General features: G+C 72.0%; 22 protein-coding genes. 9 read left to right on the top strand and 13 right to left on the bottom strand.

Annotation, left to right across the window (positions count from 1 at the left end; translation table 11 throughout):
* Window positions 1-31: 31 nt before the first annotated feature.
* A complete protein-coding gene (locus ACFU53_RS32555; RefSeq protein ID WP_005485166.1) occupies window positions 32-220 on the bottom strand; it encodes a DUF5703 family protein in 189 nt (62 codons plus the stop codon).
* A 48-nt stretch (window positions 221-268) separates the two neighbouring features.
* Here ACFU53_RS32555 and ACFU53_RS32550 point away from each other — a divergent pair, with 48 nt between their 5' ends.
* Window positions 269-958 carry a hypothetical protein gene (locus tag ACFU53_RS32550; protein WP_384000489.1) on the top strand — a complete coding sequence of 230 codons (690 nt, stop codon included), beginning with the start codon at window positions 269-271 and terminating at the stop codon, window positions 956-958.
* A gap of 243 nt (window positions 959-1,201) precedes the next feature.
* On the opposite strand, the gene ACFU53_RS32545 is transcribed toward ACFU53_RS32550, so the two are convergent.
* Window positions 1,202-3,658, bottom strand: a complete 2,457-nt coding sequence (locus ACFU53_RS32545; protein ID WP_384000488.1) for a helix-hairpin-helix domain-containing protein — start codon at window positions 3,656-3,658, stop codon at window positions 1,202-1,204.
* Window positions 3,655-4,638 (bottom strand): aldo/keto reductase, encoded by a 984-nt coding sequence (locus ACFU53_RS32540; protein WP_384000487.1) that lies wholly within the window; start codon window positions 4,636-4,638, stop codon window positions 3,655-3,657. Before ACFU53_RS32540 ends, ACFU53_RS32545 begins: the two co-directional genes overlap by 4 nt.
* A 320-nt stretch (window positions 4,639-4,958) precedes the next feature.
* Between ACFU53_RS32540 and ACFU53_RS32535 the strand changes: the two genes are divergently transcribed.
* Complete coding sequence (locus ACFU53_RS32535) at window positions 4,959-6,014, top strand: LLM class F420-dependent oxidoreductase (RefSeq protein WP_384000490.1); 1,056 nt, start codon at window positions 4,959-4,961, stop codon at window positions 6,012-6,014.
* A 270-nt stretch (window positions 6,015-6,284) separates the two neighbouring features.
* The gene (locus ACFU53_RS32530) at window positions 6,285-7,073 is read left to right on the top strand and encodes a ferritin-like domain-containing protein (protein WP_384000485.1); all 789 of its coding nucleotides are present in this window, start codon (window positions 6,285-6,287) and stop codon (window positions 7,071-7,073) included.
* Window positions 7,074-7,174: 101 nt separating this feature from the next.
* Here ACFU53_RS32530 and ACFU53_RS32525 read toward each other — a convergent pair whose 3' ends face one another.
* A complete protein-coding gene (locus ACFU53_RS32525) occupies window positions 7,175-8,170 on the bottom strand; it encodes a magnesium and cobalt transport protein CorA (protein WP_384000482.1) in 996 nt (331 codons plus the stop codon).
* Between the two features lie 74 nt (window positions 8,171-8,244).
* Here ACFU53_RS32525 and ACFU53_RS32520 point away from each other — a divergent pair, with 74 nt between their 5' ends.
* From ACFU53_RS32520 to mshC, 4 genes are all read left to right on the top strand, one after another.
* On the top strand, window positions 8,245-8,931 hold the full coding sequence (locus tag ACFU53_RS32520; RefSeq protein WP_384000479.1) for a histidine phosphatase family protein: 687 nt from the start codon (window positions 8,245-8,247) through the stop codon (window positions 8,929-8,931).
* Between the two features lie 96 nt (window positions 8,932-9,027).
* Window positions 9,028-9,618, top strand: a complete 591-nt coding sequence (locus tag ACFU53_RS32515) for a DUF3090 domain-containing protein (RefSeq protein WP_384000476.1) — start codon at window positions 9,028-9,030, stop codon at window positions 9,616-9,618.
* The gene (locus ACFU53_RS32510; RefSeq protein ID WP_384000473.1) at window positions 9,582-10,451 is read left to right on the top strand and encodes an SCO1664 family protein; all 870 of its coding nucleotides are present in this window, start codon (window positions 9,582-9,584) and stop codon (window positions 10,449-10,451) included. Before ACFU53_RS32515 ends, ACFU53_RS32510 begins: the two co-directional genes overlap by 37 nt.
* 146 nt (window positions 10,452-10,597) lie before the next feature.
* Window positions 10,598-11,827 carry a cysteine--1-D-myo-inosityl 2-amino-2-deoxy-alpha-D-glucopyranoside ligase gene (mshC, locus tag ACFU53_RS32505; protein WP_384000470.1) on the top strand — a complete coding sequence of 410 codons (1,230 nt, stop codon included), beginning with the start codon at window positions 10,598-10,600 and terminating at the stop codon, window positions 11,825-11,827.
* A 247-nt stretch (window positions 11,828-12,074) separates the two neighbouring features.
* Here mshC and ACFU53_RS32500 read toward each other — a convergent pair whose 3' ends face one another.
* Entirely contained in the window at window positions 12,075-12,251 is a 177-nt protein-coding gene (locus ACFU53_RS32500; RefSeq protein ID WP_384000467.1) for a hypothetical protein, read from the bottom strand.
* A gap of 712 nt (window positions 12,252-12,963) precedes the next feature.
* Here ACFU53_RS32500 and ACFU53_RS32495 point away from each other — a divergent pair.
* Complete coding sequence (locus ACFU53_RS32495; RefSeq protein ID WP_384000464.1) at window positions 12,964-13,962, top strand: SMP-30/gluconolactonase/LRE family protein; 999 nt, start codon at window positions 12,964-12,966, stop codon at window positions 13,960-13,962.
* A gap of 159 nt (window positions 13,963-14,121) precedes the next feature.
* Here ACFU53_RS32495 and ACFU53_RS32490 read toward each other — a convergent pair whose 3' ends face one another.
* The 8 genes from ACFU53_RS32490 to ACFU53_RS32455 form a co-directional block, all read right to left on the bottom strand.
* Window positions 14,122-15,126, bottom strand: coding sequence for a PAC2 family protein (locus ACFU53_RS32490; RefSeq protein WP_384000461.1), 1,005 nt, complete (start codon window positions 15,124-15,126; stop codon window positions 14,122-14,124).
* A gap of 222 nt (window positions 15,127-15,348) precedes the next feature.
* Window positions 15,349-16,020, bottom strand: coding sequence for a FadR/GntR family transcriptional regulator (locus ACFU53_RS32485; protein ID WP_384000458.1), 672 nt, complete (start codon window positions 16,018-16,020; stop codon window positions 15,349-15,351).
* Between the two features lie 67 nt (window positions 16,021-16,087).
* Window positions 16,088-17,386, bottom strand: a complete 1,299-nt coding sequence (locus ACFU53_RS32480) for an amidohydrolase (RefSeq protein WP_384000455.1) — start codon at window positions 17,384-17,386, stop codon at window positions 16,088-16,090.
* Window positions 17,383-18,189, bottom strand: a complete 807-nt coding sequence (locus tag ACFU53_RS32475) for a nucleoside phosphorylase (protein WP_384000452.1) — start codon at window positions 18,187-18,189, stop codon at window positions 17,383-17,385. Before ACFU53_RS32475 ends, ACFU53_RS32480 begins: the two co-directional genes overlap by 4 nt.
* The gene (locus tag ACFU53_RS32470; protein WP_384000450.1) at window positions 18,186-19,085 is read right to left on the bottom strand and encodes an ABC transporter permease; all 900 of its coding nucleotides are present in this window, start codon (window positions 19,083-19,085) and stop codon (window positions 18,186-18,188) included. Before ACFU53_RS32470 ends, ACFU53_RS32475 begins: the two co-directional genes overlap by 4 nt.
* On the bottom strand, window positions 19,085-20,182 hold the full coding sequence (locus ACFU53_RS32465) for an ABC transporter permease (protein WP_384000448.1): 1,098 nt from the start codon (window positions 20,180-20,182) through the stop codon (window positions 19,085-19,087). The genes ACFU53_RS32470 and ACFU53_RS32465 overlap by 1 nt, the downstream gene beginning before the upstream one ends.
* Before the next feature lies 1 nt (window position 20,183).
* Window positions 20,184-21,854: an ABC transporter ATP-binding protein gene (locus ACFU53_RS32460; RefSeq protein WP_384000445.1), complete on the bottom strand. Its 1,671-nt coding sequence runs from the start codon at window positions 21,852-21,854 to the stop codon at window positions 20,184-20,186.
* Entirely contained in the window at window positions 21,835-22,947 is a 1,113-nt protein-coding gene (locus ACFU53_RS32455) for a BMP family ABC transporter substrate-binding protein (RefSeq protein ID WP_384000442.1), read from the bottom strand. Before ACFU53_RS32455 ends, ACFU53_RS32460 begins: the two co-directional genes overlap by 20 nt.
* Window positions 22,948-23,294: 347 nt before the next feature.
* On the opposite strand from ACFU53_RS32455, the gene mtnA reads away from it, so the two are divergent.
* Window positions 23,295-24,326 carry an S-methyl-5-thioribose-1-phosphate isomerase gene (gene mtnA / locus ACFU53_RS32450; protein WP_384000439.1) on the top strand — a complete coding sequence of 344 codons (1,032 nt, stop codon included), beginning with the start codon at window positions 23,295-23,297 and terminating at the stop codon, window positions 24,324-24,326.
* Window positions 24,327-24,375 lie beyond the last annotated feature (49 nt).

Genomic DNA, 24,375 nt, shown 5'->3' with positions numbered 1-24,375 from the left:
AGCGGGGCCCGCTCCGTTTCGATCTGCCCACTCACCACGTGGCTCGCACCTGGCGGATGATCCGTCGGCGCAACCGCACCCTGCGGCTGCCATCACGCAGCAGGCTCAGTCGGTCCAACTCCCAGTGTCCGTACTCGGCATGGTCCGTCAGCAGGCGTGTGGCGTCCTTGCGAGAGACCCCGCGCGGTACGTACACGTCGACAAATTCGTATTCCGGCATCGGTATCTATTGTGCGGGCTGGGGCTCGGTACGGATAGCGTCTGCACTATGTCTGATGCTGCGCAGCCCACCGCTGCCGAGGTACGCGCCGCCGCCGAGGCGGTCAAGACCGCGCTCGACCGCCACCTGGCCGCGGTCGAACGCCGGTCGGGGGAGGACGACCCGGCCGTCTACGAAGCGTTCAACGAGCTGGCCGCGGCCGCCGAGGAGTACGACGAACTGCTCTACGACCGCTACGACGAGGTCACTCCCTTCGAGATCCCCGGCACCGAGGACATGCCGCCGTACACCGGCCCCGAGGAACCCAGCGCGCTCAGTGTGCTGATCCGCCGGGACTACACGGTGGCCGAGCCGCAGCGACTGCTGGCACAGGCCCAGCGGGTGGAGGCCGCGGAGGAGCCAATCGGTTCCGACGGGACGGCGAGCACGGTGCACGGGGCGCTGGGTCTGCTGTTCGGGGAGTTCGAGCCGGACGAGATCGCCTCCCGGCACAAGGAGTTCGGCCTCGAAGAGGGCGACTCCACGCTCTGGGTGACCGCCGCGGACGACACCGCCGAGCCCGGCGAGTGGCTGGAGGCACCCTTCGAACAGGTCGATCCGCAGAGAGTCGTCTGCCGCTTCGACGTCAGCGCGGTCTTCGACGACGACGCGGAGGACGACGACCTCGACGACGACCTCACGCTCGAGCCCGACCTCGACGACGACGCGGACTTGGAACCGCTTGACGCGGACCGCTAGCGCGGGGCTCGGGCGGCTTGGGCGCCCACTGGCTCGGGGGACCTGCCGGCTGGCCGGCTGCGGGAGGACTGTGGCTGATCGCGCGGTTCCCCGCGCCCCTTACGGGGCCCGCCTCAGCTGCGGGCAGGCCGTCTCAGCTGCGGACAATCGTGCCGCTGGGGCGGCACGGGTGGGCGCAGGCGGCACCCGGCAAGCGCCGGTGAGCGAAACCCACCCCTGCCCAGCCCCCACCCGGTCGCAGTGTCATTCGGCCGGCGGCACCTGGGCCTGCAAGAGGACCGGCAGCCGAGTGGTGCGCGGCTTGGCCGGAACCTCGGCGACAGCCCGGGGCAGGGCCTGCTCGACACCATGCACCACGGACAGGTGCCGCTCGGCGCGCCCGAAGGCCGTGTAGACCCAGGGCCGGGTCAGCGCCTGCGCCGCGTCACCCGGCAGCACCACGACCGCGGCCGGCCACCGGTGCCCCACGGCCTGGTGCGCGGTCAGCGCCCACCCGTGCCGCACGGTCTGCTCGACCCGCTCCTTCGGTACGACGACGGCCGCGCCCGCGCACTCCAGGTGCAGCCCCTCGGCGTCGGCCTTCACCACGCGCCCGGGGGTCGTACGGCCCGGCGCGGGGGAGTAGACCACGCGGTCGCCCGGGTCGAACCCGCCGAAACGGCCCGGCCCGGGGTTCAGCCGCTCCTTGAGCGCGGTGTTGAGGGCGCGGGTGCCGGCCGCGCCACCATGCCCGGGGGTGATGACCTGCACCTGCTCGGCGGAGATCCCGAACGCCCTCGGCACCGAGTCCACGACGAGCTGCGCGGTCCGGTGCACCGCCTCACCCGCGTCCCGCACCGGCACGATCACGACCTCCTTGCCGGGCGCGTCGACCTGGTTCAGCTCTCCGATTCCGATCCCGGAGACCAGTTCGCCGATGGGGCCGGGGTCGGGCGTCCGCGAGGCGACCTGCGGGCAGGCACGGGCGGCGAGCAGATCCGCGAAGACCCGGCCCGGCCCGGCGGACCACAGCACCCCCGGGTCGCCGCTGAGGACCAGCCGGGCCCCGTCGGGCAGCGACTCGGCGAGCAGGGCGGCGGTCTCGACGTCCAGCTGGGGCGCGTCCAGGACCACGAGCAGGTCGAGGTCGAGCGCGCCGTCCACGTCCCGGCCGGGCCCCTCGGCGCCGGACAGCAGCCCGGCGAGGGACGTCACGGCGGTGTCGCCTCCCTCGGCGGTGTCCAGTTGGGACGCGAACCGCCGCCTCCCGTCCGTGCTGTGCGTAGCCGCGTACGCCCGCAGCCCGAGCGCCCGGGCGGCCGTGACCAGCGCCGCCGGTTCCGCGCGGGCCGCCTCGCCGCCGGTGTGCAGCACGAGCCCGTGTCCGGCGACGACGCGGATCAGCTCGGCGGCGGAACGCGGTGCCGACGCGGCCGCCGAGGCCCAGTCCGTCGGGTCCTCCTTGGCCAGGGAGTTCATGACACGGGCGAGTCCGTCGGCGAGGCTCTCCTCGGCGAGGGCGTATCGCTCCAGGCCGATGAGGACGCGGACCGGGCGCTCCTCCTCCGCCTCGTCGTCCTCGGTGTCGGTCTCGGCGCCCGCGGCGGCGGGCGGGGGTGCGGACCGTGTCGCGGTCGGGGCGTCGTCGAGCGCGTCCTGGAAGACCAGGGCCTCGCCCTCGGCGACGGTGCTCTGGACGGCCTCGTCGGGGTCGGGCACGGAACGCCGGGCGAGCGCGGCGGCCAGAGCCGGGGCCTCCAGCGCCGTGTGCCCGGCGACGGCCGCCTGTTCGAGCAGCCACACGGTGACCGCCCGGCCCCGCCGCTCGTCGTCCGGGCCGCACTCCGCGCCGAGCAGCGCCCGCGCAAACCCGTCGGCCTGCTCCGGCCGTACGCCCGGAACCCGCAGCAACTGCCAGGGATCCTCGCGCAGTCGAGCCCCCGCACCCTCGCCGAGCGCCTCGGCGACCTGCGGCACCAGCGCCTCGGGAGCGCCGCCCTCGGCCAGCACCGCGCGCACCGCCTCGACGGTCTCACCCGACGGAGCCCCGGCACCGGCCGCGGGCACCACGGGCTCCGGTCGCCGCACCGGCTCCGACGCGGGCCGACGCGGAGCGGGCTCCGGCTCGCTGAAGACAGCCGCCGCGGGCTTCTGGCCGCCCTCCACGGCCCGAACGGCGGCCAGCAGATCGGCGGCCGTCCCGCTGAGCTTGGCCCCGCTCGTGACCGGTGCCTTCTTCTCCGCCTTGCGCCGCTCGATCCGCTCCCGCTCCAGCCGCTGAGCCGCCAACTCGGCCTGCGCCTCGGAAGTTTCGGGAGCAGCCTCGGCACCGGCGGCTTCGGCGGTCCCCGCCGATTCGCCGTCCGTCGCCGACGGGGCGTCGCCACCTGCGACAGCATCGGCATCGGCATCGTCAGTGCCTGCCGGCTCGCCACCCGCCGCCGAATCGCCATCGCCTGCGTCCGGATCGCCACCGACGGCACCGGCGGAACCTTCCGGGGCGCTCCCGGCGGGTTCGTCCCCGTAGCCTCCGCTGCCCGTGACGTCGGCCTCACCGGCTGCCGCGGCGGCCTCGCCCTCGGCCCCGCCTTCGGGCGTCGCCGCGAGCGCGGCTGTCCGGTCGCCGGGCGTGCCGCCGGGCGCGTCGGCGCCGTCGGAGGGCGTCCCGTCGCCCCGTCCCCCCGGCTCGTCCGACTCCGTGGTCGCGGGCTCCGTGCTCACAGCGTGCTCCAGTCGTGATCGGGATAGCGGTGCACGGGCGCCGACACGTCGTCGAGGGCCCGGCAGATCTCGTCAGGAAGACTAAGGCTCTCCACTGACAGTGCCCCCATGAGCTGCAGCGCGTTGCGCGCACCGATGATGGGCGCGGCCACGCCGGGCCGGTCCCGCACCCAGGCGAGGGCCACCTGGATCGGGGTCACGGCGAGGCCGTCCGCGGCGGTCTGCACCGCGTCCACGATGCTGGTCGCCGTCTCGTCGAGGTACGGCGCGACGAACGGCGCCATGTGCTCCGAGCCGCCCCGCGAGTCCGGGGGCGTGATGTGGCGGTACTTCGCGGTCAGCACCCCGCGGCCCAGCGGCGAGGACGGGAGCAGACCGATGCCCAGGTCCAGCGCGGCGGGCAGCACCTCGCGCTCGACGCCGCGTTGCAGCAGGGAGTACTCCAGCTGCGTACTGGCCAGGCGGGTGCGTGTCCCAGGGGCCGCGAGCTGCCAGGTGGCCGCCTTCGCGAGCTGCCAGCCGCAGAAGTTGGAGACCCCGGCGTAACGGGCCCGGCCGCTGCTGACGGCCAGGTCGAGGGCCTGGAGCGTTTCGTCCAGCGGGGTTTCGGGGTCGTAGGCGTGGATGTGCCAGACGTCGACGTAGTCCGTGCCGAGGCGGGCGAGGGAGGCGTCCAGGGCGGCGAGGAGATGGCCGCGGGAGCCGTCGAAACGGCGGTCGGGGTCCGGGACGCTGCCGGCCTTCGTGGAGATGACCAGGTCGCGGCGGGGCACGAGCCCGTCCATCAACTGCCCGAGCAGATACTCGGCCTCGCCGTCCCCGTACACGTCCGCCGTGTCGACGAGGGTGCCGCCCGCCTCCCAGAACACCTTCAACATGTCCGCGGCGTCATGCTCGTCCGTGTCGCGGCCCCACGTCAGGGTGCCGAGCCCGATCCGGGACACACGCAGGCCGGTACGGCCGAGATGCCTCTGCTCCATGAACGCCGACATTACTGGCCGGAGTTCGCCGAGTGGGGGCCTGTGGACAACCGATTTCCCCGAGGGAGCCGCGCTTTGATTTCGGCCGAGGGCTCGAGGTTGTGGGTCGTGTGCGGGTGAGTGGGGGGTGGTCGCGCAGTTCCCCGCGCCCCGCATCGGCATGGGTCGCGCCCGGTGCTTTCAGGGCGCGGGGAACTGTGCGACCAGCCACGATCCACCCGCACCCGCCTTGCCACCGTGGCCTCCCGAGCTCTGCCGCGGCGGCCCAGCCCGGTAGGGTCGGCGCAACAATGACGTTACTGATCGGTAAGGGGAAGGCCATGCAGCTCGGGATCAACCTCGGCTACTGGGGCGCCGGAATGGACGCGGACAATCTGGCCGTGGCCCAGGAGGCCGACCGGCTGGGATACGCGGTGTGCTGGGCGGCGGAGGCGTACGGCTCGGACGCCGCCACCGTGCTCAGCTGGGTCGCCGCCAAGACCGAACGCATCGACGTGGGCTCGGCCATCTTCCAGATCCCGGCCCGCCAGCCCGCGATGACCGCGATGACCGCCGCGACGCTGGACTCGCTCTCCGGCGGACGCTTCCGGCTCGGCCTCGGCGTCTCCGGACCGCAGGTCTCCGAGGGCTGGTACGGGGTCAAGTTCGACAAGCCCCTCGCCCGCACCCGCGAGTACGTGGAGATCGTCCGCAAGGCGATGACCCGCGAGCGCCTGTCGCACGACGGCGAGCACTGGACGCTGCCGCTGCCCGGCGGCCCCGGCAAGCCGCTGAAGCTGACCGTGCACCCCACCCGTGAGCACATCCCGCTGTACATCGCCGCGATCGGCCCGAAGAACCTGGAACAGACCGGCGAGATCGCCGACGGCGCCCTGCTGATCTTCCCCTCGGCCGCGCACCTGGAGGACACGGCCATCAAGTACCTGCGGGCGGGACGGGAGAAGGCGGGCAAGACCCTTGACGGGTTCGACGTCTGCCCGACCCTGCCCCTCGCCGTCGGCGACGACAAGGACGTGACGACGCTCGCCGACACCTTCCGCCCGTACACCGCGCTGTACGTCGGCGGCATGGGCAGCCGCAAGCAGAACTTCTACAACCAGCTCGCCCAGCGCATGGGGTACGAGAAGGAGGCCGCCGAGATCCAGGACAAGTACCTGGCCGGCGACAAGGCCGGGGCGGCGGCCGCCATCCCGCACGAGCTGATCGACCAGACGACGCTGCTCGGTTCCGTGGAGCGCATCGCCGACCGGATGAAGGCCTACGCCGAGGCCGGGGTCACCACGCTCACCCTCGCCCCGGCGGGCTTCACCCTGGACGAGCGGATCGCCTCGCTGCGGGCCGGTTCGGAGGCCATGGAGCTGGCCGGGCTCGCGTAACCCGAACGGCGCAGCGGCCGACGAGAGCCGGAAACAGTCGAACAGCGGGATCGAAAAGTACTACGGCCGTGGTGGGGGCTCGGGGGTCTTCCCCGCCACGGCCGTCGCCGGGGACAACGCGGCACGGCCCGCTCGGTTACGCCCCATCGCCGCCCCGGCATCCTTCGTTCGGCGGATTTGTCCGACACAGCTGTTGCCCGGCTCCTGGTACCCCATTTGACTCGTTTTCTGCAGGACCCCTGCCAGGACCCCTGCAGAGAGGTGCCTCTGATGCTTTCGGCCAAGAGTCTGTTCCAGGAGATCGTCGACAACGACGAGTCGTTCCGACTGTTCTGTTCCATCGCCGCCGGCGGGGAGACGCAGGGCGGCTGGGAGAACGCGCGCATCGCCGCGCTCGTCCCGCGGAGCGAGCGCGCACTCGCACCCAAGATCACCCGCCATGGCGCCGACGAGGACAAGCACGGGCGGATCTTCAACGCCCTCATGAGGAAGCGCGGCCTCCAACCCGTGGAAGTCCCGCCCGAGACCGACTACACCATGCTCCTGGAGCGCAACGGCATCGGCCTCGCGCACGAGAAACTCAAGGCCGACCAGGCCCTCACGGTGCGCGACATCATCGTCTACCTGTCCCACAGCCGGGTCACCGAACAGCGCGCCGCCGACCAGATGGTGATGCTCCGCAAGCACTTCGAGGGCCACCCCGAGATCGGCAAGGCCGTCCGGATGATCTCCGACGACGAGGACAACCACCTCGCCTACACCCACGAGGAACTGCTGCGCTACGCGGCCGCCGGGCACGGCCGCCTCATCCAGCAGACCCTCCGCGAGTGCGCCCTCGCGGAGATCGCCATCTACCGGGACGTCAGCCTCGCCGTGATGGACCGGATGGGGCGCATCCTCGGCTGGCCGAAGGCCAAGGCGGCCGTCCTCGCCGCGGGCATCCGCGCCATGTACGCGTACGAGCGGACCCTCGGCTGGCGCCGCATGGTCACGCTGGAGATGCCGGAACGCCGCGACGCCCTGGGCGGACCGGCGACGGCGGCCCCCGAGTTCGCCTGAGACACCCCCCACACCCGCTACGCGCGCGTGGGGCGTCGACGTTCGTCCACGCGGTTCGGCCACGCGCGCGTACGGCACGACGGCATGGCGGAATGAGGGGGCTACAGCCAGCCCCGGCGCTTGAAGAGCCGGAACACCAGCACCTCCGTCACGACCAGCAGCGCCATCAGCGCCGGATACGACCCCACCCAGTGCAGTTCGGGCATGTGCTCGAAGTTCATGCCGTAGATGCCGGCGGCCATGGTCGGGATCGCGGCCATGGCCGCCCAGGCGGAGATCTTCCGCATGTCGTCGTTCTGGCGGACGCTCATCTGCGCCAGATGCGCGGAGAGGATGTCGGAGACCAGCCGGTCCAGGCCCTCGACGGACTCGTTGACGCGGGTGAGGTGGTCGCTGACGTCGCGGAAGAAGGGCTGCGCCTTCTCGTCGACGAAGGGCACCCCGGTGGTGTAGCCGCCCGTGCCGGAGAGCCGGACGAGCGGTGCGGCGAGGGGCCCGGTGGCCCGGCGGAACTCCAGGACCTGGCGTTTGAAGGTGTAGATCCGGGACGCCGTGTTCCGTGAACCGCCCACGTCGGGGGAGAAGACCTCCGCCTCCAGTTCCTCCAGGTCGGTCTGGAGTTCGGTCGCCACGTCCAGGTAGTGGTCGACGGTGGCGTCCGTGATCGCGTACAGCACGGACGTGGGCCCCTTGCCGAGGAGTTCGGGCTCCCGCTCCAGCCGGCTGCGTACGACGCCCAGGGGTGAGCCCTCGCCGTGGCGGACGGTCACGACGAAGGCGTGGCCGAGGAAGACCATCACCTCGCCGGTGGTCACGGTGTCACTGGACGGCTCGTACACGACCGGTTTGAGGACCATGAACAGTGAGTCGTCGTACACCTCCAGCTTGGGCCGCTGGTGCGCCTTCAGAGCGTCCTCCACGGCGAGCGGATGCAGCGAAAACTCCTCCGTGACCAGGGCGAACTCCTTCTCCGACGGCTCGTGCAGGCCGATCCACACGAAGCCGCCGGAGGCGCGGGCGGCGGCCAGGGCGTCGGAGAGGTCGTCGGGGCCCTCGGTACGGTGCCCGTCGTGGTAGACGGCGCAGTCGACGATCACAGGGAGTTCCTTTCAAGGGTGCCTTGTCCACAGGGCCGAAGGGGGCAGTGGGGCGGGCGTCTAGGCTGGGGCGCATGCCCATGTTGATCCTTGTCCGGCACGGACGTTCCACCGCCAACACCGAGGGAGTGCTCGCCGGGTGGACGCCCGGGGTCGCGCTCGACGAGCGAGGCGCCGCGCAGGCCGCGGCGCTGCCCGGCCGCCTCGCCGGGCTGCCGATCGCAGAGGTCGTCACCAGCCCGCTTCAGCGCTGCCAGGAAACGATTCGCCCGCTCCTCGACGCCCGGCCCGGACTCAGCCCGCACACCGACGAGCGCATAGGCGAGTGCCACTACGGCGACTGGTCCGGCCGCAAGCTCGCCGAGCTGAAGGACGAGCCGCTGATGGAGGTCGTACAGACTTATCCGACGGCGGCTCAGTTCCCCGGCGGCGAGTCGATGCGGGCCATGCAGCACCGGGCCGCGGAGGCGGTACGGGAGTGGAACGCGCGTGTGGAGCGCGAGCACGGGGCCGACGCCGTGTATCTGATGTGCTCGCACGGCGACATCATCAAGTCGCTCGTCGCGGACGCACTCGGACTTCATCTGGACCTCTTCCAGCGGATCTCTGTCGAACCGTGTTCCATCACCGCGATCCGTTACACACGACTCAGGCCGTTTCTCGTCCGCCTCGGCGACACCGGGGACTTCGCGTCCCTGGCGCCGCGCGAGGAGCCCCCGAGCGGTGACGCGACCATCGGGGGCGGTGCGGGGGCACCGTGATCGTCAACCGCAGTAGGGTGAAGCGGTCGCGGCGGCGCTGAACCAGTCAGCAGCCGACGCGGCCGGTCCCGACGTCGATTCCAATGGAGACAGGACGTGTCCCGTCAGGTGTTCCTCTACGACCCCCCGGACCGCTTCGTGGCCGGTACGGTCGGGCTGCCCGGGCGCCGGACCTTCTTTCTGCAGGCCGCCTCCGGGCAGCGTGTCACCAGCGTCGCCCTGGAGAAGACCCAGGTCGCCGCGCTCGCCGAGCGCATGGACGAGCTGCTCGACGAGGTAGTACGGCGCAGTGGCGGCAGCGCCGCGGTGCCGGCCGTCGCGCCCAACGAGGTGCCGGACACGGCGCCGCTGGAGGCCCCCATCGAGGAGGAGTTCCGGGTCGGCACCATGGCGCTGGCCTGGGACGGCGACGAGGAGCGCATGATCGTCGAGGCACAGGCCCTGGTCGAGCTGGACGCCGACTCCGACGAGGACCTGGCCGAGGCGGAGGAGCGGATGCTCCAGGACGAGGAGAACGGCCCGCCGATGCTCCGTGTCCGCCTCAGCGGCTCACAGGCCCGGGCCTTCGCCAAACGCGCCCTCGACGTCGTCAACGCGGGGCGGCCGCCGTGCCCGCTGTGCAGTCTGCCGCTCGATCCGGAGGGACACGTATGTCCGCGCCAGAACGGATACCGGCGCGGGGCGTGACCTCCTCCGCCTCCGTCGGCTCGTCGTCGCCCGCCCAGCCGTCCGCCCAGCCGTCGGTCGAGCTGTTGGCCGAGGGTGAGCTGACCGTGCGCGGGCGGGTGCGGGAGGCGTCCAACGCGGTGCTGTACTGCACGGTCTCGTACGACGGACGGGAGGCCGCCTGCGTCTACAAGCCCGTCGCCGGGGAGCGGCCCCTGTGGGACTTCCCCGACGGGACGCTCGCGCAGCGGGAGGTCGCCGCGTACGAGGTGTCCGAGGCGACCGGCTGGGGGCTCGTCCCGCCCACCGTGCTGCGGGACGGTCCGTACGGGGAGGGCATGTGCCAGCTGTGGATCGAGGGTGAGCCCGGGTCCGAGCTGCTGGCCCTCGTGGAGGGCGAGGAGGCCGGGGAGGGCTGGAAGGCCGTCGGGTTCGCGGAGGTCGGGGACGGCGAGACCGCGCTCCTCGTGCACGCCGACGACCCGCGGCTGCGGCGGCTCGCCGTACTCGACGCGGTCGTCAACAACGCCGACCGCAAGGGCGGACATCTGCTGCCGGCCGGCGAGGGGCGGCTGTACGGCATCGACCACGGGGTGACCTTCAACGTCGAGAACAAGCTGAGGACGTTGTTGTGGGGGTGGGCGGGGGAGTCGCTCACCGAGGAGGCCGTGGGGGTGCTGGAGCGGCTGCGGGACGCGCTGGGCGAGGGCGGGGCGCTGACGGCGAAGTTGTCGGGGTTGATCACATCGGCCGAGCTGGACGCTACGCGGGAGCGGGTCGCCGCGCTGTTGAAGAGCGGACGGCACCCTGAGCCGAGCGGCGACTGGCCGGCGATCCCCTGGCCACCGGTCTGAGGGCACCGCTTGGCCGCAAAACAGGGCGTATCCCCGGGTGGACCGGCGGCCTGTCCCACGTACCGGCCGCAGTCGCAAAACAGGGCGTACCCCCGAGTGGACAGGCGCCCGGCTTAACGGCGCAACGATCGGGTTAGGCTCGTGGCATGCATGCCTGGCCCGCTTCTGAGGTCCCCGCCCTGCCCGGCAAGGGCCGCGACCTTCGGATCCACGACACCGCGACCGATGGGCTCATCACCCTTGACCCCGGTCCCGTCGCCCGTATCTACGTCTGCGGTATCACCCCGTACGACGCCACCCACATGGGTCACGCGGCGACCTACAACGCGTTCGACCTCGTACAGCGCGTGTGGCTCGACACCAAGCGGCAGGTTCACTACGTCCAGAACGTGACGGACGTCGACGACCCCCTGCTGGAGCGGGCCGCGCGCGACGCCATCGACTGGGTGGCCCTCGCCGAGAAGGAGACCGCCCTCTTCCGCGAGGACATGACCGCCCTGCGGATGCTCCCGCCGCGCCACTACATCGGCGCGGTCGAGGCCATCCCCGGAATCGTTCCGCTCGTCGAGCGGCTCCGCGACTCCGGCGCCGCCTACGAACTCGAAGGGGACATCTACTTCTCCGTCGAGGCCGACCCCGACTTCGGCAAGGTCTCGCGCCTCGACGCCGCCACGATGCGGCTTCTCTCCGCCGAACGCGGCGGGGACCCGGACCGGGCCGGGAAGAAGAACCCCCTCGATCCGATGCTCTGGATGGCCGCGCGTGAGGGCGAGCCCAGCTGGGACGGCGGCTCCCTCGGACGCGGCCGGCCCGGATGGCACATCGAGTGCGTCGCCATCGCCCTCGACCACCTCGGCATGGGCTTCGACGTCCAGGGCGGCGGCTCCGACCTCGCCTTCCCGCACCACGAGATGGGCGCCTCGCACGCGCAGGCGCTGACCGGCGAGTTCCCCATGGCCAAGGCGTACGTCCACGCCGGAATGGTCGCGCTGCACGGCGAGAAGATGTCGAAGTCCAAGGGCAACCTGGTCTTCGTCTCCAAGCTGCGCCGCGACGGCGTCGACCCGGCCGCGATACGGCTCGCGCTCCTCGCACACCACTACCGGGCCGACTGGGAGTGGACCGACCAGGTGCTCCAGGACGCCGTCACACGCCTCGACCGGTGGCGCGCCGCCGTCTCCCGGCCCGACGGACCGTCCGCCGAACCCCTCGTCGAGGAGATCCGCGAGGCCCTCGCGAACGACCTGGACGCGCCCACCGCGCTCGCCGCGGTCGACCGCTGGGCCGCGCTCCAGGAGGAGCGGGGCGGTACGGACGAGGGGGCACCCGGCGTCGTATCGCGTGCCGCGGACGCGCTCCTCGGCGTGGCCCTGTGAAACACCTGAAGTAACGACTCTGCACAGGCGTCGGAGACGTCACACGTGTAACGCGGGTCATACGAGATGAGAGCAGTGGGGCGCCTCCTCCGGCCGGAGGAGGCGCCCCTTCGTCTTCACACGGGCAGGGAACCCGCGGTCGGATCCGCTCGATCCGTACGCTTCGCAGGATCGCCGGTGACCGGATGTCCCCAGACGCCGATCATCGGGTGGCCCCTCACCGGTCGGGTTTGACTGCGACCGGTCGTCAGCCGGTGATCACCAGGCCGACGACCTCGTCGTCGGAGAACCACACACGGACGTCGGGCCGTCCCCCGGCGAAGGCGGCATGGACCGCCCAGTGCGCGTCGATGCCCTCGGGCGCCGGGCGCGGATAACCCTGGCGGCCGGTGCAGTCGGGCGTCGCGGGGGCGCCTTCCTTCACCTGCCGGCCGTCGTCGGAACTCGGGCCGGCGGATCCGGCCGAGCCGGCGGAGGCCCGGTACGGCGCCGGCGGAGGCCGGTAAGGCGCCGGGCTTGACGTACGCCGTGTCGATCCCGGGCAGTGCCGCGATCCGCGAGCGCAGCTCCTGGGCACGCTCGGTGCCGCCACGCACCCGGTAGAAGAGGGCGAGGTCGGGCACCCCGTCGTCACCGGAGGCGGTTGCCCGGAGCCGTTCCTCGCCGCCGAACAGGGGCTCCAGGGCGAGCTGCTCGTCGCCCAGGAAAATGTTCAGCGCCGACACGCCCGCGTCGGCCGCCGAGCGGACACCCTCGGCCCCGGCCCGTAACCGGGCCTCGGGACGGGCGACGACGATCAGCTCCAGTTCTGCCCCTCGGTAGGTGAATCCCGCTCCGTCGGGCCCCGGCCCGGACGCTCCCGGGCCCTCGGCCGGCTGTACCTGGTCGTTCATCGCGAACCGCTCCCTTCGGTCCTGCGGGTGCTGGGTGGCGCGTCGAACTCCTGGACAACGCGTGCAATCCGTCCGGAACCAGATGGCACGCCACAATCCAGCCAGAAGCTGCCCTGGGGCTGTCAAGGCACTGTCGGTCGATCGTCGAAGGGCTGCGGGGCCAGTCGGCATGTGATGGGGTGACAGACGTCAGTTGAAACCCGGACCGGCCAGCTGCCGGTCCCTTCGTGGAAGGGACGCACAGTGGCACCCCTGCAACCCCCGCAACCCCCGCAACCCTCCTCCGCTCGTCACCTCAGTCGGCGAAGGCTGCTCACGACGTCTGCCGCCACCGCAGGCGCGCTGCTCGTCGTATCCTCGGCCGCGACCGCCTCCGCGGCCGCCTCCGAGAACACCTGGCCCGACCTCATCCCCCTGCCCAACGGCTTCCGTCCCGAGGGCATCACCATCGGCGGCGGCCCCTACGCCTACCTGGGGTCCCTCGGCGACGGCTCGATCTACCGCGCCGACCTGCGCACCGGCGAGGGCGGCATCATCTCCGCGGGCCCCGGCACACCCTCCGTCGGGCTCAAACTCGACGACCGGGGGCGGCTGTTCGTCGCCGGGCGCGGCCAGGGCGCCCGGGTGGTGGACGTCCGTACCGGCAAGATCATCGCGTCGTACACGCTCACCACGAAGACGCCGACCTTCGTCAACGACGTCTTCCTCACCCCGCGCGCCGCCTGGTTCACCGACTCGTTCCAGCCCGCCCTGTACACCCTGCCGCTCGGCCGCCACGGCAGCCTGCCGGACCCGGACGAGGTCGTCACGGTCACGCTGAGCGGCGACTGGACCCAGACCCCCGGCGAGGTCGTCAACGTCAACGGCATCACCCGCACCCCGGACGGCAAGGCACTCCTGGTCGTCCAGTCCGGCGTCGGCGGCCTCCACCGGGTCGACCCGAGCACCGGGGTGACGAAGCTGGTCGGCCTCGGCGACGCGGCCCCCCTCACCAACGGCGACGGCTTGTTGCTCCTCGGGCAGCGTCTGTACGTCGTCCAGAACCGCCAGAACGCGATCGACGTGTTCAAGCTCGCCGCCGACGGCCGCAGCGGCCTCTTCGAGGGCCGCCTCACGGACTCCGACTTCGACGTCCCGACGACCGTCGCGGCCCACAAGAACCGCCTCTACCTGCCCAACGCCCGCTTCACGACGACCCCCACCCCGGACACGACGTACGCGGTCGTGGCGGTGAAGCGCTGAGCACCCGGTGAGTGCCGGTGCACTCCCCGCGCCCTGAAGGGGCGCGGGGCTGTGTTCGATATGCGGCTCCGCCGCGTGGGCGCGATCAGCCACGACGAACCCGCAGATCCCAACAGATCCCGCAGATCCCGCGCAGCGTCACCCGCGGAAATCCGGGTCTCAGTCGTCCGACGAATCCTCGTCCTCGGCCTCGGTTTCGGCTTCGGGCCGCGGCGCCTTAGGCGGCCACGTACGACCACTGGGATTGTCCTTCGGGTTCCACGCGCCGGACCCCGTGTCACCCCCGTCAGTCGTGGCGTGCCCCCCTGCGGCGCCGCCGGGGCCACCATCGCGGCGCCGCAGATACCGCTCGAACTCGCGAGCGATCGCCTCGCCCGTCGCCTCCGGCAGCTCCGCGGTGTCCCGGGCCTCCTCCAGCGTCTGCACGTACTCGGCGACCTCGCTGTCCTCCGCGGCCAGCTGGTCCACGCCCACCTGCCACGCGCGCGCGTCCTCGGGCAGCTCGCCCAGCGGGATGCGCACGTCGATGAGGTCCTCCAGACGGTTCAGGAGGGCCAGCGTCGCCTTCGGGTTCGGCGGCTGCGACACGTAGTGCGGCACCGCGGCCCAGAGCGAGACCGCCGGGACACCCGCGTGCGTGCACGCCTCCTGGAGGATACCGACGATGCCCGTGGGCCCCTCGTACTTGGTCTCCTCCAGGTCCATCCGCTGCGCCAGGTCCGGGTCGGACGTCACACCGCTGACCGGGACCGGACGCGTGTGCGGGGTGTCGCCGAGCAGCGCGCCCATGATGACCACCAGCTCAACGCCCAGCTCGTGGGCGAAGCCCAGCAACTCGTTGCAGAACGAGCGCCAGCGCATCGACGGTTCGATACCTCGGACGAGTACGAGATCACGGGGCTTGTCGCCGCCGACCCTGACCACCGACAACCTTGTCGTCGGCCAGGTGATCTTCCGTACGCCGCCGTCCAGCCACACCGTGGGACGGTTCACCTGGAAGTCGTAGTAGTCCTCGGCGTCCAGCGCCGCGAACACCTCGCCCTTCCATTCCCTGTCCAGATGCGCGACCGCGGTGGAGGCGGCGTCGCCGGCGTCGTTCCAGCCTTCGAACGCGGCCACCATCACTGGGTCGATCAGCTCGGGAACCCCCTCCAGCTCGATCACCCAGCGCCTCCTTCCGACGTGCCCTCGCGTACGCCCCAACCTTACGGCGTGCCGAGGGGGGCTCCGCAGCCCCCTTGCACGGGGGAGTGAACGGATCAATGCCCCGATCGCACGGACGAAACACGCGTGGACCGCCGGAGCCGCAAGTGATCGTCTTCACCTCGGGGTCCGGCCGGCCGGTGAGGCGGCGGACCGTCGACACGCCGAGGAGCGCTCACCCCGTCACAGCGACGACCGCAGCCACTGCTCCACACTCGCGATGTGCACGGTGGCCCAGGAACGCGCGGCGTCGGCGTCGCGGTCGCGGAGGGCGGCCAGGATGGCGCGGTGCTCGTGCAGGGTCCGGCTGACCGCGTCCTCCTGGGTCAGGCCACGCCAGATGCGCGCCCGCGTAGTCGGGCCGGACAGGCCGTCAAGGAGCGAGCAGAGCACGGAGTTTCCGGAACTCTGCACGATGCCCCTGTGGAACTCCAGGTCGCAGGCGACCAGCTCCTCCACCGACGGATCGGCGCCGAGCTTGTCCAACTGGGCGCTCAATGCGTCCAGTTGCTGCTCGCTGATCTTCAGGGCGGCCATCGCCGTCGCCGCCGGTTCCAGTATGCGGCGCACGGCGAGGAACTCCAGGACCGTGTCGTCGCGGTGGAAGTCGACGACGAAACTCATCGCCTCGAGCAGGAGTTGGGGATCGAGGCTGGTGACATAGGTGCCGTCGCCCTGCCGTACGTCCAGGATGCGGATCAACGACAGGGCGCGCACGGCCTCGCGCAGGGAGTTGCGGGACAGCCCGAGATCGGCGGCGAGCTCGCTCTCCTTCGGGAGCCGGTCGCCGGGGCGCAGCGCGCCGGAGACGATCATGTCCTTGATCTTCTCGATCGCCTCGTCGGTGACTGCCATCGAGGACCCTCCCTGTCGTTTCATACATCCGATGTATCAGGCCATTATGAGGGCTCTATCGCCTCTATCAGGCCAAAGCCTCCAGGTCGGCCAGGGCCGCGGCCTCGTCGAGGGTGGTGAGGACGCGCTCGCGCATCAGCACCCGCCCCTCGACGACCGTGTCGCGTACGTCCGCCGAGTGTGCAGCGTAGGCGAGGGTGGACCACGGGTCGTGGCGCGGTCGCAGATGCGGTCCGCCCAGGTCGAGCACGATCAGGTCGGCCCGCTTGCCCGGCTCCAGGGAGCCCAGGTGGTCGCCGAGCCCCAGCGCGCGGGCGCCCTCGATCGTCGCCATGCGCACCGCCTGCTCGGCACCGACCGCCGTGGGGTCGCCGGCCGCCTTGTGCACCAGCGCGGCCTGCCGTACTGCACTCAGCACGTCCAGCGTGTTGGAGCTGACCGCCCCGTCCGTGCCCAGCCCGACCGTGACGCCCGCGCTCAGCAGCCGGGGCACCGGCGCGATGCCGCAGCCCAGCTTCAGGTTCGACACCGGGCAGTGCGCGACCGAGGTCCCGGTGCGGGCCAGCGCCGCGATCTCCGGGCCGGTGAGATCGACCGCGTGGGCGAGCAGCAGATCGGGGCCGAGCAGCCCGAGCGAGTCCAGCAGTTCCACCGGGCGCTTGCCGTACCGCACCTCGACCGTGGCGACCTCGGTGGCGTTCTCCGCCGCGTGGATGTGCAGCAGCGCCCCGAACTCCGTTGCCAGGGCGGCGATTTCGAGCAATTGATCCGGGTTGAGCGTGTACGCCGAGTGCGCGAAAAGGACCGGACGCGTCCCCGGCCGACGGGAGCGGTCGGCCAGGTCCCGCCGGGCCCACTCCAGCCGCTCCCCGTACGCCAGGCCGTCCGCGGGATCGGGTACGTCCATGAAGGTCGGGCCCGTGTGCAGCCGCCAGCCCGTCTCGCGCGCGACCCGCTCGGCCGCCTCGTGGAACCAGTACATGTCCAGCGCGGACGTCACCCCGGCCCGCAGGCTCTCGGCGATCGCGACCCGCACGGCTGCCGTTACGTTCTTCGGCGACAGCAGCTCCGCCTCCCACCGCAGCACCCGCTCCAGGAATCCCTGAAGGGTGACATCGTCCGCGCGGCCCCGCAGGAGGGTCATCGCCAGGTGGGTGTGGGCGTTGACGAGCCCGGGGAGCACGAGACAGCCCTCGGCGTCGATCGTCTCCGCCGCCTCGTAGGCCGTACACAGGTCCTCCGCCGGTCCGACCGCGAGGATCCCGCCGTCGCGGACCGCAACCGCCCCGCACGGTACGAGAGTTCCGGCCTGGTCGACAGTCAGGACGTCACCGCCGTGGACCAGCAGATCGATGTGCTCGCTCACGCGGCATCCCCCTCGAAACCGTCTGTCTCGAACCCTGTCCCCGCGAACCCGTACTCCTCGGCCAGCAGCCGCAGCGCCTCCAGCGACACGACCGCCCCGCGCTCGACGCCCAGCGCGACGACCTCGCGGTGCGGGTTGTAGCCACCTGTCGAAAAAGGCGACTCCTCGTCGACCAGTTCGTCGGCGTTCGCGCCGTCCACGACGAGGACCCCGCCCGCGACGAGACCGCGCAGCGAAGCCGTCACGTACAGCGCGGACAGCTCCATCTCGATGGCCACCAGCCCGGCACGGTCGTACGCGTCGAGCGGGATGAGCCCGGGCTGGAAGGCCGCCCTCGTCCATACGATGCCCCGATGGTGCGGTGCTCCCACCTCGCGGGCGGCGCGCTGGAGCGCGAGGACCGCCTCGGGGGCGGAGACGGCGGGGTACTCGGGCGGCAGCAGCTGCTGGGTCACGCCGTCGTCCCGTACGGCCGCCTCCGCGATCACGAGGTCGCCGTCGCCGATGCCGGGCCGCATCGCGCCCGCCGTACCGAACCGCAGGAAGGTGCGGACCCCCGCGTCCGCCAGCTCCTGGAACAGCAGGATCGCGCCCGGCCCGCCCACACCGTGCGAGGCGACGACGACCGGCACACCCTTCCAACTCCCGCTGAACACCCGGTACTCGCGGTGGTACGACACCTCCTCGGCCCCGTCGAGGAGCGCGGCGACGGCCGCGGCGCGCGCCGGGTCGCCGACCACGACCGCGCGCGGCGGCAGCCCGCTCCTGGGTATCCGGGTGATGGGCAGGAGGTCTTGTGTCATGCGGTGGCTCCAGAGCGTTCGGTGCTGGTTCTGCTCGTGCTGGTTCTGCGACTCGTACGGCGACGGCGGCGGGCCGTCGTCAGGAAGAGGGCGCCGAGCGTGACGACGTACGGTGCGGCGTCCGTCGCCTGCTGCGGCAGGCCGAACCCCTGCAGGCGGAAGCCCGCGGCCTCGGCGAGACCGAAGAGCAGCGCGGCGAGCAGCACGCCGAGCGGCAGCGCGCGGCCGAGCATCACGGCGACCACGGCGATCCAGCCCCGGCCGGCCGTCATGTTCTCGGAGAACAACGTGACGTTGCCCAGGGCGAGTTGGGCGCCCGCGAGCCCGCACAGTACACCGGAGACGAGAACCGCCGCGTACTTGTACTTCGCCGGGCTCACCCCGAGCGTGGCCGCCGCGTCGGGCGCCTCGCCGACCCCGCGCAGCCTCAGGCCCCACACATGGCGGGACAGCGCCAGCGCGGCCATCCCGACGGCGACCCACGCCAGATACGCCAGCGGGGAGAGGCCACCGATCAGCGGCAGCCCGGCAAGTGACGGATCGTCGAAAGTGCCCTGGACTCCGAAGACCGTACGGAGCAGGAAGCTGGTCAGGCCGACGGCGAGGAGGTTCAGGGCGATGCCGAGGACCACCGCGTCGCCGCGCAGCGTCACCGCGCCGACGGCCAGGATCAGCGAGTACGCGGCGGCGGCGAGGGCCGCCGCGAGGACGCCGAGCCAGGGGCTGCCAGTGAACCAGCTGGTCGTCACGGCCGTGAAGCAGCCCAGCAGCATCATGCCCTCGAGGCCGATGTTGAAGACGCCCGCGCGCTCGCACAGGGCGCCACCGAGTGCGGCCAGCAGGATGGGGGTGAGCGCGCGCAGCGCGGACATGAGGAGATCGGAGTCGAAGAACATCAGACGAACTCCCCCTGCGGCGAAGGATCTTGGGCGTTTTTCTGCGGCGAAGACGCCTGGGTGTTCTTCCGGCGCCGTCCCGGGAAGCGCAGCCGGGCCGCCAGGAACACGATGACGATGGCCTGGAGAACCTGCGTCAGCTCACGCGGCACCTCGGTCGTCCGCTCCATGGACAGCCCGCCGACCTGGAGGACCGCGAAGAAGAACGAGGCGAGGAGCGTGCCGAGCGGGGCCGCCGCCGCGAGGAGCGCGGCCGTCAGACCCGTCCAGGTGTAGCCGGGGGCGGTGAGCGAGCCGTCCAGGAAGCGGTACGGGAAGCTCAGCACCCCGATCGCGCCGACCAGCCCGGCCAGCGCGCCCGACACCGCCATCAGCCGCAGCGTCAGCCCCGCGCGCTCCACACCGGCGTACGCGGCGAAGCGCGGGTTGAGGCCGGTCATCCGGATCTCGTAGCCGAGCGCCGTCCGCCTGTCGGTGAACCAGTACGCGACCGCCGCGAGGACCACCAGCAACAGCCCCACGGTCACCGTCGACTCGCCGAACGCGGGCAGCGCCACGCCCTCCGGGAGCCGGCGCGTCTGGGGGAGGCTGGAGCCGGGCTCCTTGAGCGGGTAGCGGGCCAGGTAGGAGGCGAGTGACACCGCCGGGTAGCTCAGCAGGAGGCTGCTGACCAGCAGTGGAACGCCCAGGCGGTTCTCACAGAGCGCGGCGAGGGCGGCGTACGCGGCACCGGCCGCCATGCCCGCCAGCAGGGCGAGTGCGACGGTGAGCGGTGTCGGGAAGGGGGAGTACAGGCCGGTGACGGCGGCGGTGATGCCGCCGAGGACCAACTGCCCGTCGCCGCCGAGGTTGATCAGGCCGGCGCGGAGCGGAATCGCCAGTGCCAGGGCCATGCCGAGCACACTCGTGCCGGTGCTCAGCGTGGCGCCGATACCGTCCGCGCCGAGGGAGCCGGTCAGGACGGCGCCGTACGCGGTCAGCGGGTCGGCGCCCGTGCCGACGAGGAAGAGGGCGCCGATGAGGACACCGGCGAGGACGGAGAAGGCGACGGGGGAGCGGAGGGCCGCAGTCACGCGGTGCCTGGGTATTCGGTTCATGTCAGTTCCCGGCCTCCACCGGTGCCGTGCCGCTGTCGGCGGCGCTCGTGGCGTCGGTGTCACCGCTCGCGCCGCTGCCGCCGCCCGCCATCGCGAGCCCCAGCACGCTCTCGTCCGCCTCGGCCTTGTCGTACGCGGCGGTCACACGGCCCTCGTACATGACCAGCACCCGGTCCGCGAGGCCCCGGATCTCGCTCAGTTCGGCGGAGACGAGGAGGACGGCGTGGCCGGCGTCGCGGTGGGCGACGAGTTGGTCGTGGATGTTCTGGATGGCGCCGATGTCGACACCGCGCGTCGGCTGTTCGACGAGCGACAGCGGTGCGGCGTGGGCGAGTTCGCGGCCGATGAGGAGCTTCTGCAGATTGCCGCCCGAGAGGGCCGACGCGGGGATGTCGGGGCTCGATGCCTTGATGCCGAAGCGCTCGATCAGGTGGCGCGCGTGGTCGCGTACGGCGGTGGGCGGGAGCAGACCGAGCCGGGACCCGGCCGACAGCGACGTACGGTGATGGCCCATCGCCAGGTTCTCCGCCACGGACGCGGCGGGTGCCGTACCCACCGCGTGGCGGTCCTCCGGCACGTACGCGAGGCCCCGGGCGCGCCGTTCGGTCGCCGAGGCGTGGGTGACGTCCTCGCCGCGCAGCCGAACCCGACCCGAGGTCACCGGGCGCAGCCCGGCCAGGGCCTCGATCAGTTCGCTCTGGCCGTTGCCGGCGACCCCCGCGATGCCGACGATCTCCCCGGCGTGGACGGTGAGCGCGACCTCGCGCACGCCGTCGGTCGTGAGGCCGTCGACGTCCAGCACGACCGCGCCCGGAGTGCCGGGCGCGTGCACCCGGTCCAACTCCACCGCCCGGCCCGTCATCGCCGCCGCGATCTCGTCGGCGGTCGTGTCGGCGGTGCGCAGCCGGGCCACGACCCGGCCGTCCCGCAGGACCGTCACGTTGTCGCTGCCCTCCAGCACTTCGCGCAGCTTGTGCGTGACAAGGATCACCGTACGGCCCTGCGCCGCGAGCGACTTGAGCACGGCGAACAGGGCGTCGGCCTCGGCGGGCGTCAGCACGGCCGTCGGCTCGTCGAGGACGAGGGTGCGGGCGCCGCGGTGGAGGAGCTTGAGGATCTCCACGCGCTGGCGCAGCCCGACCGGCAGGTCGCCGACACGGGCGTCCGGATCGACGACCAGGCCGTGTTCCGAGCCGAGTTCACGCACCCGGCGGCGGGCCGCGGCACGGTCCACCAGGCCGAAGCGGCGCGGTTCGGCGGCGTACACCACGTTCTCGGCGACCGTCAGCGAGTCGAACAGCTTGAAGCTCTGGTGGACCATGCCGAGGCCGGCGGCCATCGCGTCGGCGGGCCCGGCGAAGGTCACCTCGCGCCCGTCGATGCGGATCGTGCCGGCGTCGGGGCGCTCCATGCCGTACAGGACCGACATGAGCGTCGACTTGCCCGCGCCGTTCTCGCCCATGAGGGCGTGGATCTCGCCGGGGCGGACGGTCAGGTCGACGGAGTCGTTGGCGAGGGTGCCGGGGTAGCGCTTGGTGATGCCCAGGAGTTCGACGGCAGCCGGGGCCTCTGCGGTGACGGCCGGGGTGACGGGCCCGGCGTCCGGGGTGCCGGGCGGGGCCTCGCCCGTGGACGCCCCGGCGTTGTGGTCGTCAGGCAGCCGCGGGGTCATCGACCGTCAGCTCTCCCGACACGATCTGGTCGCGCAGCGCCTCGACCTTCTTCAGCACGTCCTTGTGGTCGGCGATGACACACTGGGACGAGTCCACGCCGTCCTCCAGGCCGGTGAGGCTGATGCCGCCCTCCTTCAGGCCGTACGACACCGTGCCGGTCTTGCCGTCGAGGACCCGCTCGACGCCCTTCTCCACCGCGACGTCCGTCCGCTTGACGACGTTGTCGACGACCGTGCCCGGCGCCGAGGGGCACTGGTTGACGTCGACGCCGTACGCGAAAGCGCCCTTGGCCTTCGCCGCCTCGAACACGCCGTAGTTGCCTGCCGCCGCGGCGGCCATGATCTGGTCGTAGCCCTTGGCGAGCAGGGAGTTGGCCTGCTCCTTGGCGCGTGCGGAGTCGTCGAACGGGGACTGGCCGCCGACGAAGCGGGTCGAGGTCTCGGTCTTGGCGGCGACATGCTTGGCACCGGCCGCGAACGGGTCGCTGAAGCGGCGGAACTGGGGCGTGTCCAGCACGTCCACGGCACCCACCTTGCCGCTTTCGCTCAGCAGGCCCGCCTCGGCGCCCGCGAGGAAGACACCCTCGTGCTCACGGAACACGGCGCACGACACGTTCTGATACGCCTTCTCCGTGCACGCGTCCACGAGCAGGAACTGCTGCTTCGGGTGGGCCTCGGCCTGCTGTGCGACCAGGTCCGCGAACTCGAAGCCGACCAGCACGACGACGTCCGGCTTCTCGTCCACGGCGGCCTGTACGTTCTGCTGCTGCGAGGCCGAGTCCGTGGACTCGTAGACCTGCTGTGTTCCGTGGTGCGCCTTGGCCGCCGCCTTCACACCGGTGACCGCGGCCTTGAGGAACTCGTTCTGGCCGACGGCGTCCGGGGTGACGAGCGTGAAGCTCTTCCCACTGCCACCACTGGCGGCGGCGTTGTCAGCGGAGTTGTCCTTCTTCGCGGCCGCGTTGCAGGCGGTGGCCAGCAGGACGGTGCCGGTGGCGAGGGCGGCCAGTTGAAGCGGGCGGCGGGATCTGCGGGTGGGGCGGGCGGAACGGGTGACGTCGGTGACGTCGGTGACGTCGGCGGTGCGGGACATCGGGGGCGACCTTCCGAAGGGTGCGGCAAGGGCCGGGATCGTCGCCGTTGACGAGCCCTGGGAGGGAGGTGGAGCGGTGTGGGGGAGGAGCGACGGGGCGCTGACGCGGTCCGGGCGACCGTGGTCAGCGGCGACAGCCGTCGCTCGCGCAGCGGCCGTGGTCGAGGAAACGGCGCATGGTGAGCAGCACGGATCCTCCTTCACATCGGCCTCGGGGCTGCGGGCGGTGCTGGACTGTAACACCGGTTTCCGGACGCCCGCCCCGCTGTCTCGAACTGTGGTTCCCGACGATTCTTCGAGGTCATGTACGGTGTCGGGCACCTTCGGAACCCCAGGAGTGCCCCGCTATGCCCCAGGAACTGCGCGCCGTCGACTGGACCGGAAACAGCCTTGCGCTCATCGACCAGACGGTTCTGCCGCACCGCACCGAGACGGTCGAGATCCGCGGCGTCGACGCCCTGGTCTCCGCCATCCAGCGCCTCGTCGTGCGTGGCGCGCCCGCGATCGGGGCGGCGGGCGCGTACGGTGTGGCGCTCGCGTTGCTGGAGGGTGAGCGTGAGGGCTGGTCGGCCGGGGAGGTGCGTGGCGCCGTCGCCCGGATCCGCGAGGCCCGGCCGACCGCCGTGAACCTGATGGTGTGCGTGGACCGCGTCATGACCCGCCTCGAGGAGGGGCTGGAGGCGGTGCTGGAGGAGGCCGCCGCCGTCCAGCGCGAGGACGTCGAGGCGAACCGTGCGATGGGGGTGCACGGCGCCGACTGGCTGCTGAAGAGGGTGGGCGTCGACCGTCCGCTGCGGGTGCTGACGCACTGCAACACGGGAGCCCTCGCAACCGCCGGGTGGGGTACGGCACTTGGCGTCATCCGTGAACTGCACGCGCGCGGAGGCCTCGAAGTCGTGTACGCCGACGAGACGCGTCCGCTCCTCCAGGGATCCCGCCTGACCGCCTGGGAGCTGGTCCAGGAGGGCATCCCGCACTACGTCCAGGCGGACGGCGCCGCCGCCGGCACGATTCTGCGGGGCGAGGTCGACGCGGCCATCGTGGGCGCGGACCGCATCGCGGCGAACGGCGACACGGCGAACAAGGTCGGCACGGTGGGCGTCGCCCTGGCCTGCGCCGACGCGGGCATCCCCTTCCTCGTCGCCGCCCCCACCACCACCGTCGACCTGGCCACCGCCTCCGGCACCGACATCCACATCGAACTCCGGGGCGAGGACGAGGTGCTGGAGTGGGGCGGGGTGCGCACGGCTCCGGCCGAGTCGCGGGGACACAACCCGGCGTTCGACGTGACACCGGGGCGCTTGGTGACGGGGCTGGTCACCGAGCGGGGGGTGTTGGAGGTGTCGGCGGGGGAACTGCCGGGCGAGCGCCTGGGTTAGGTCCTGCTTCTTGCCCTCGCCCATGAAAATGCGGCCCGGTCAGAGTCTG

Source organism: Streptomyces sp. NPDC057474, from assembly GCF_042802555.1.
Lineage (GTDB): Bacteria > Actinomycetota > Actinomycetes > Streptomycetales > Streptomycetaceae > Streptomyces.
This window is presented reverse-complemented; position numbering and strand designations above follow the sequence as displayed.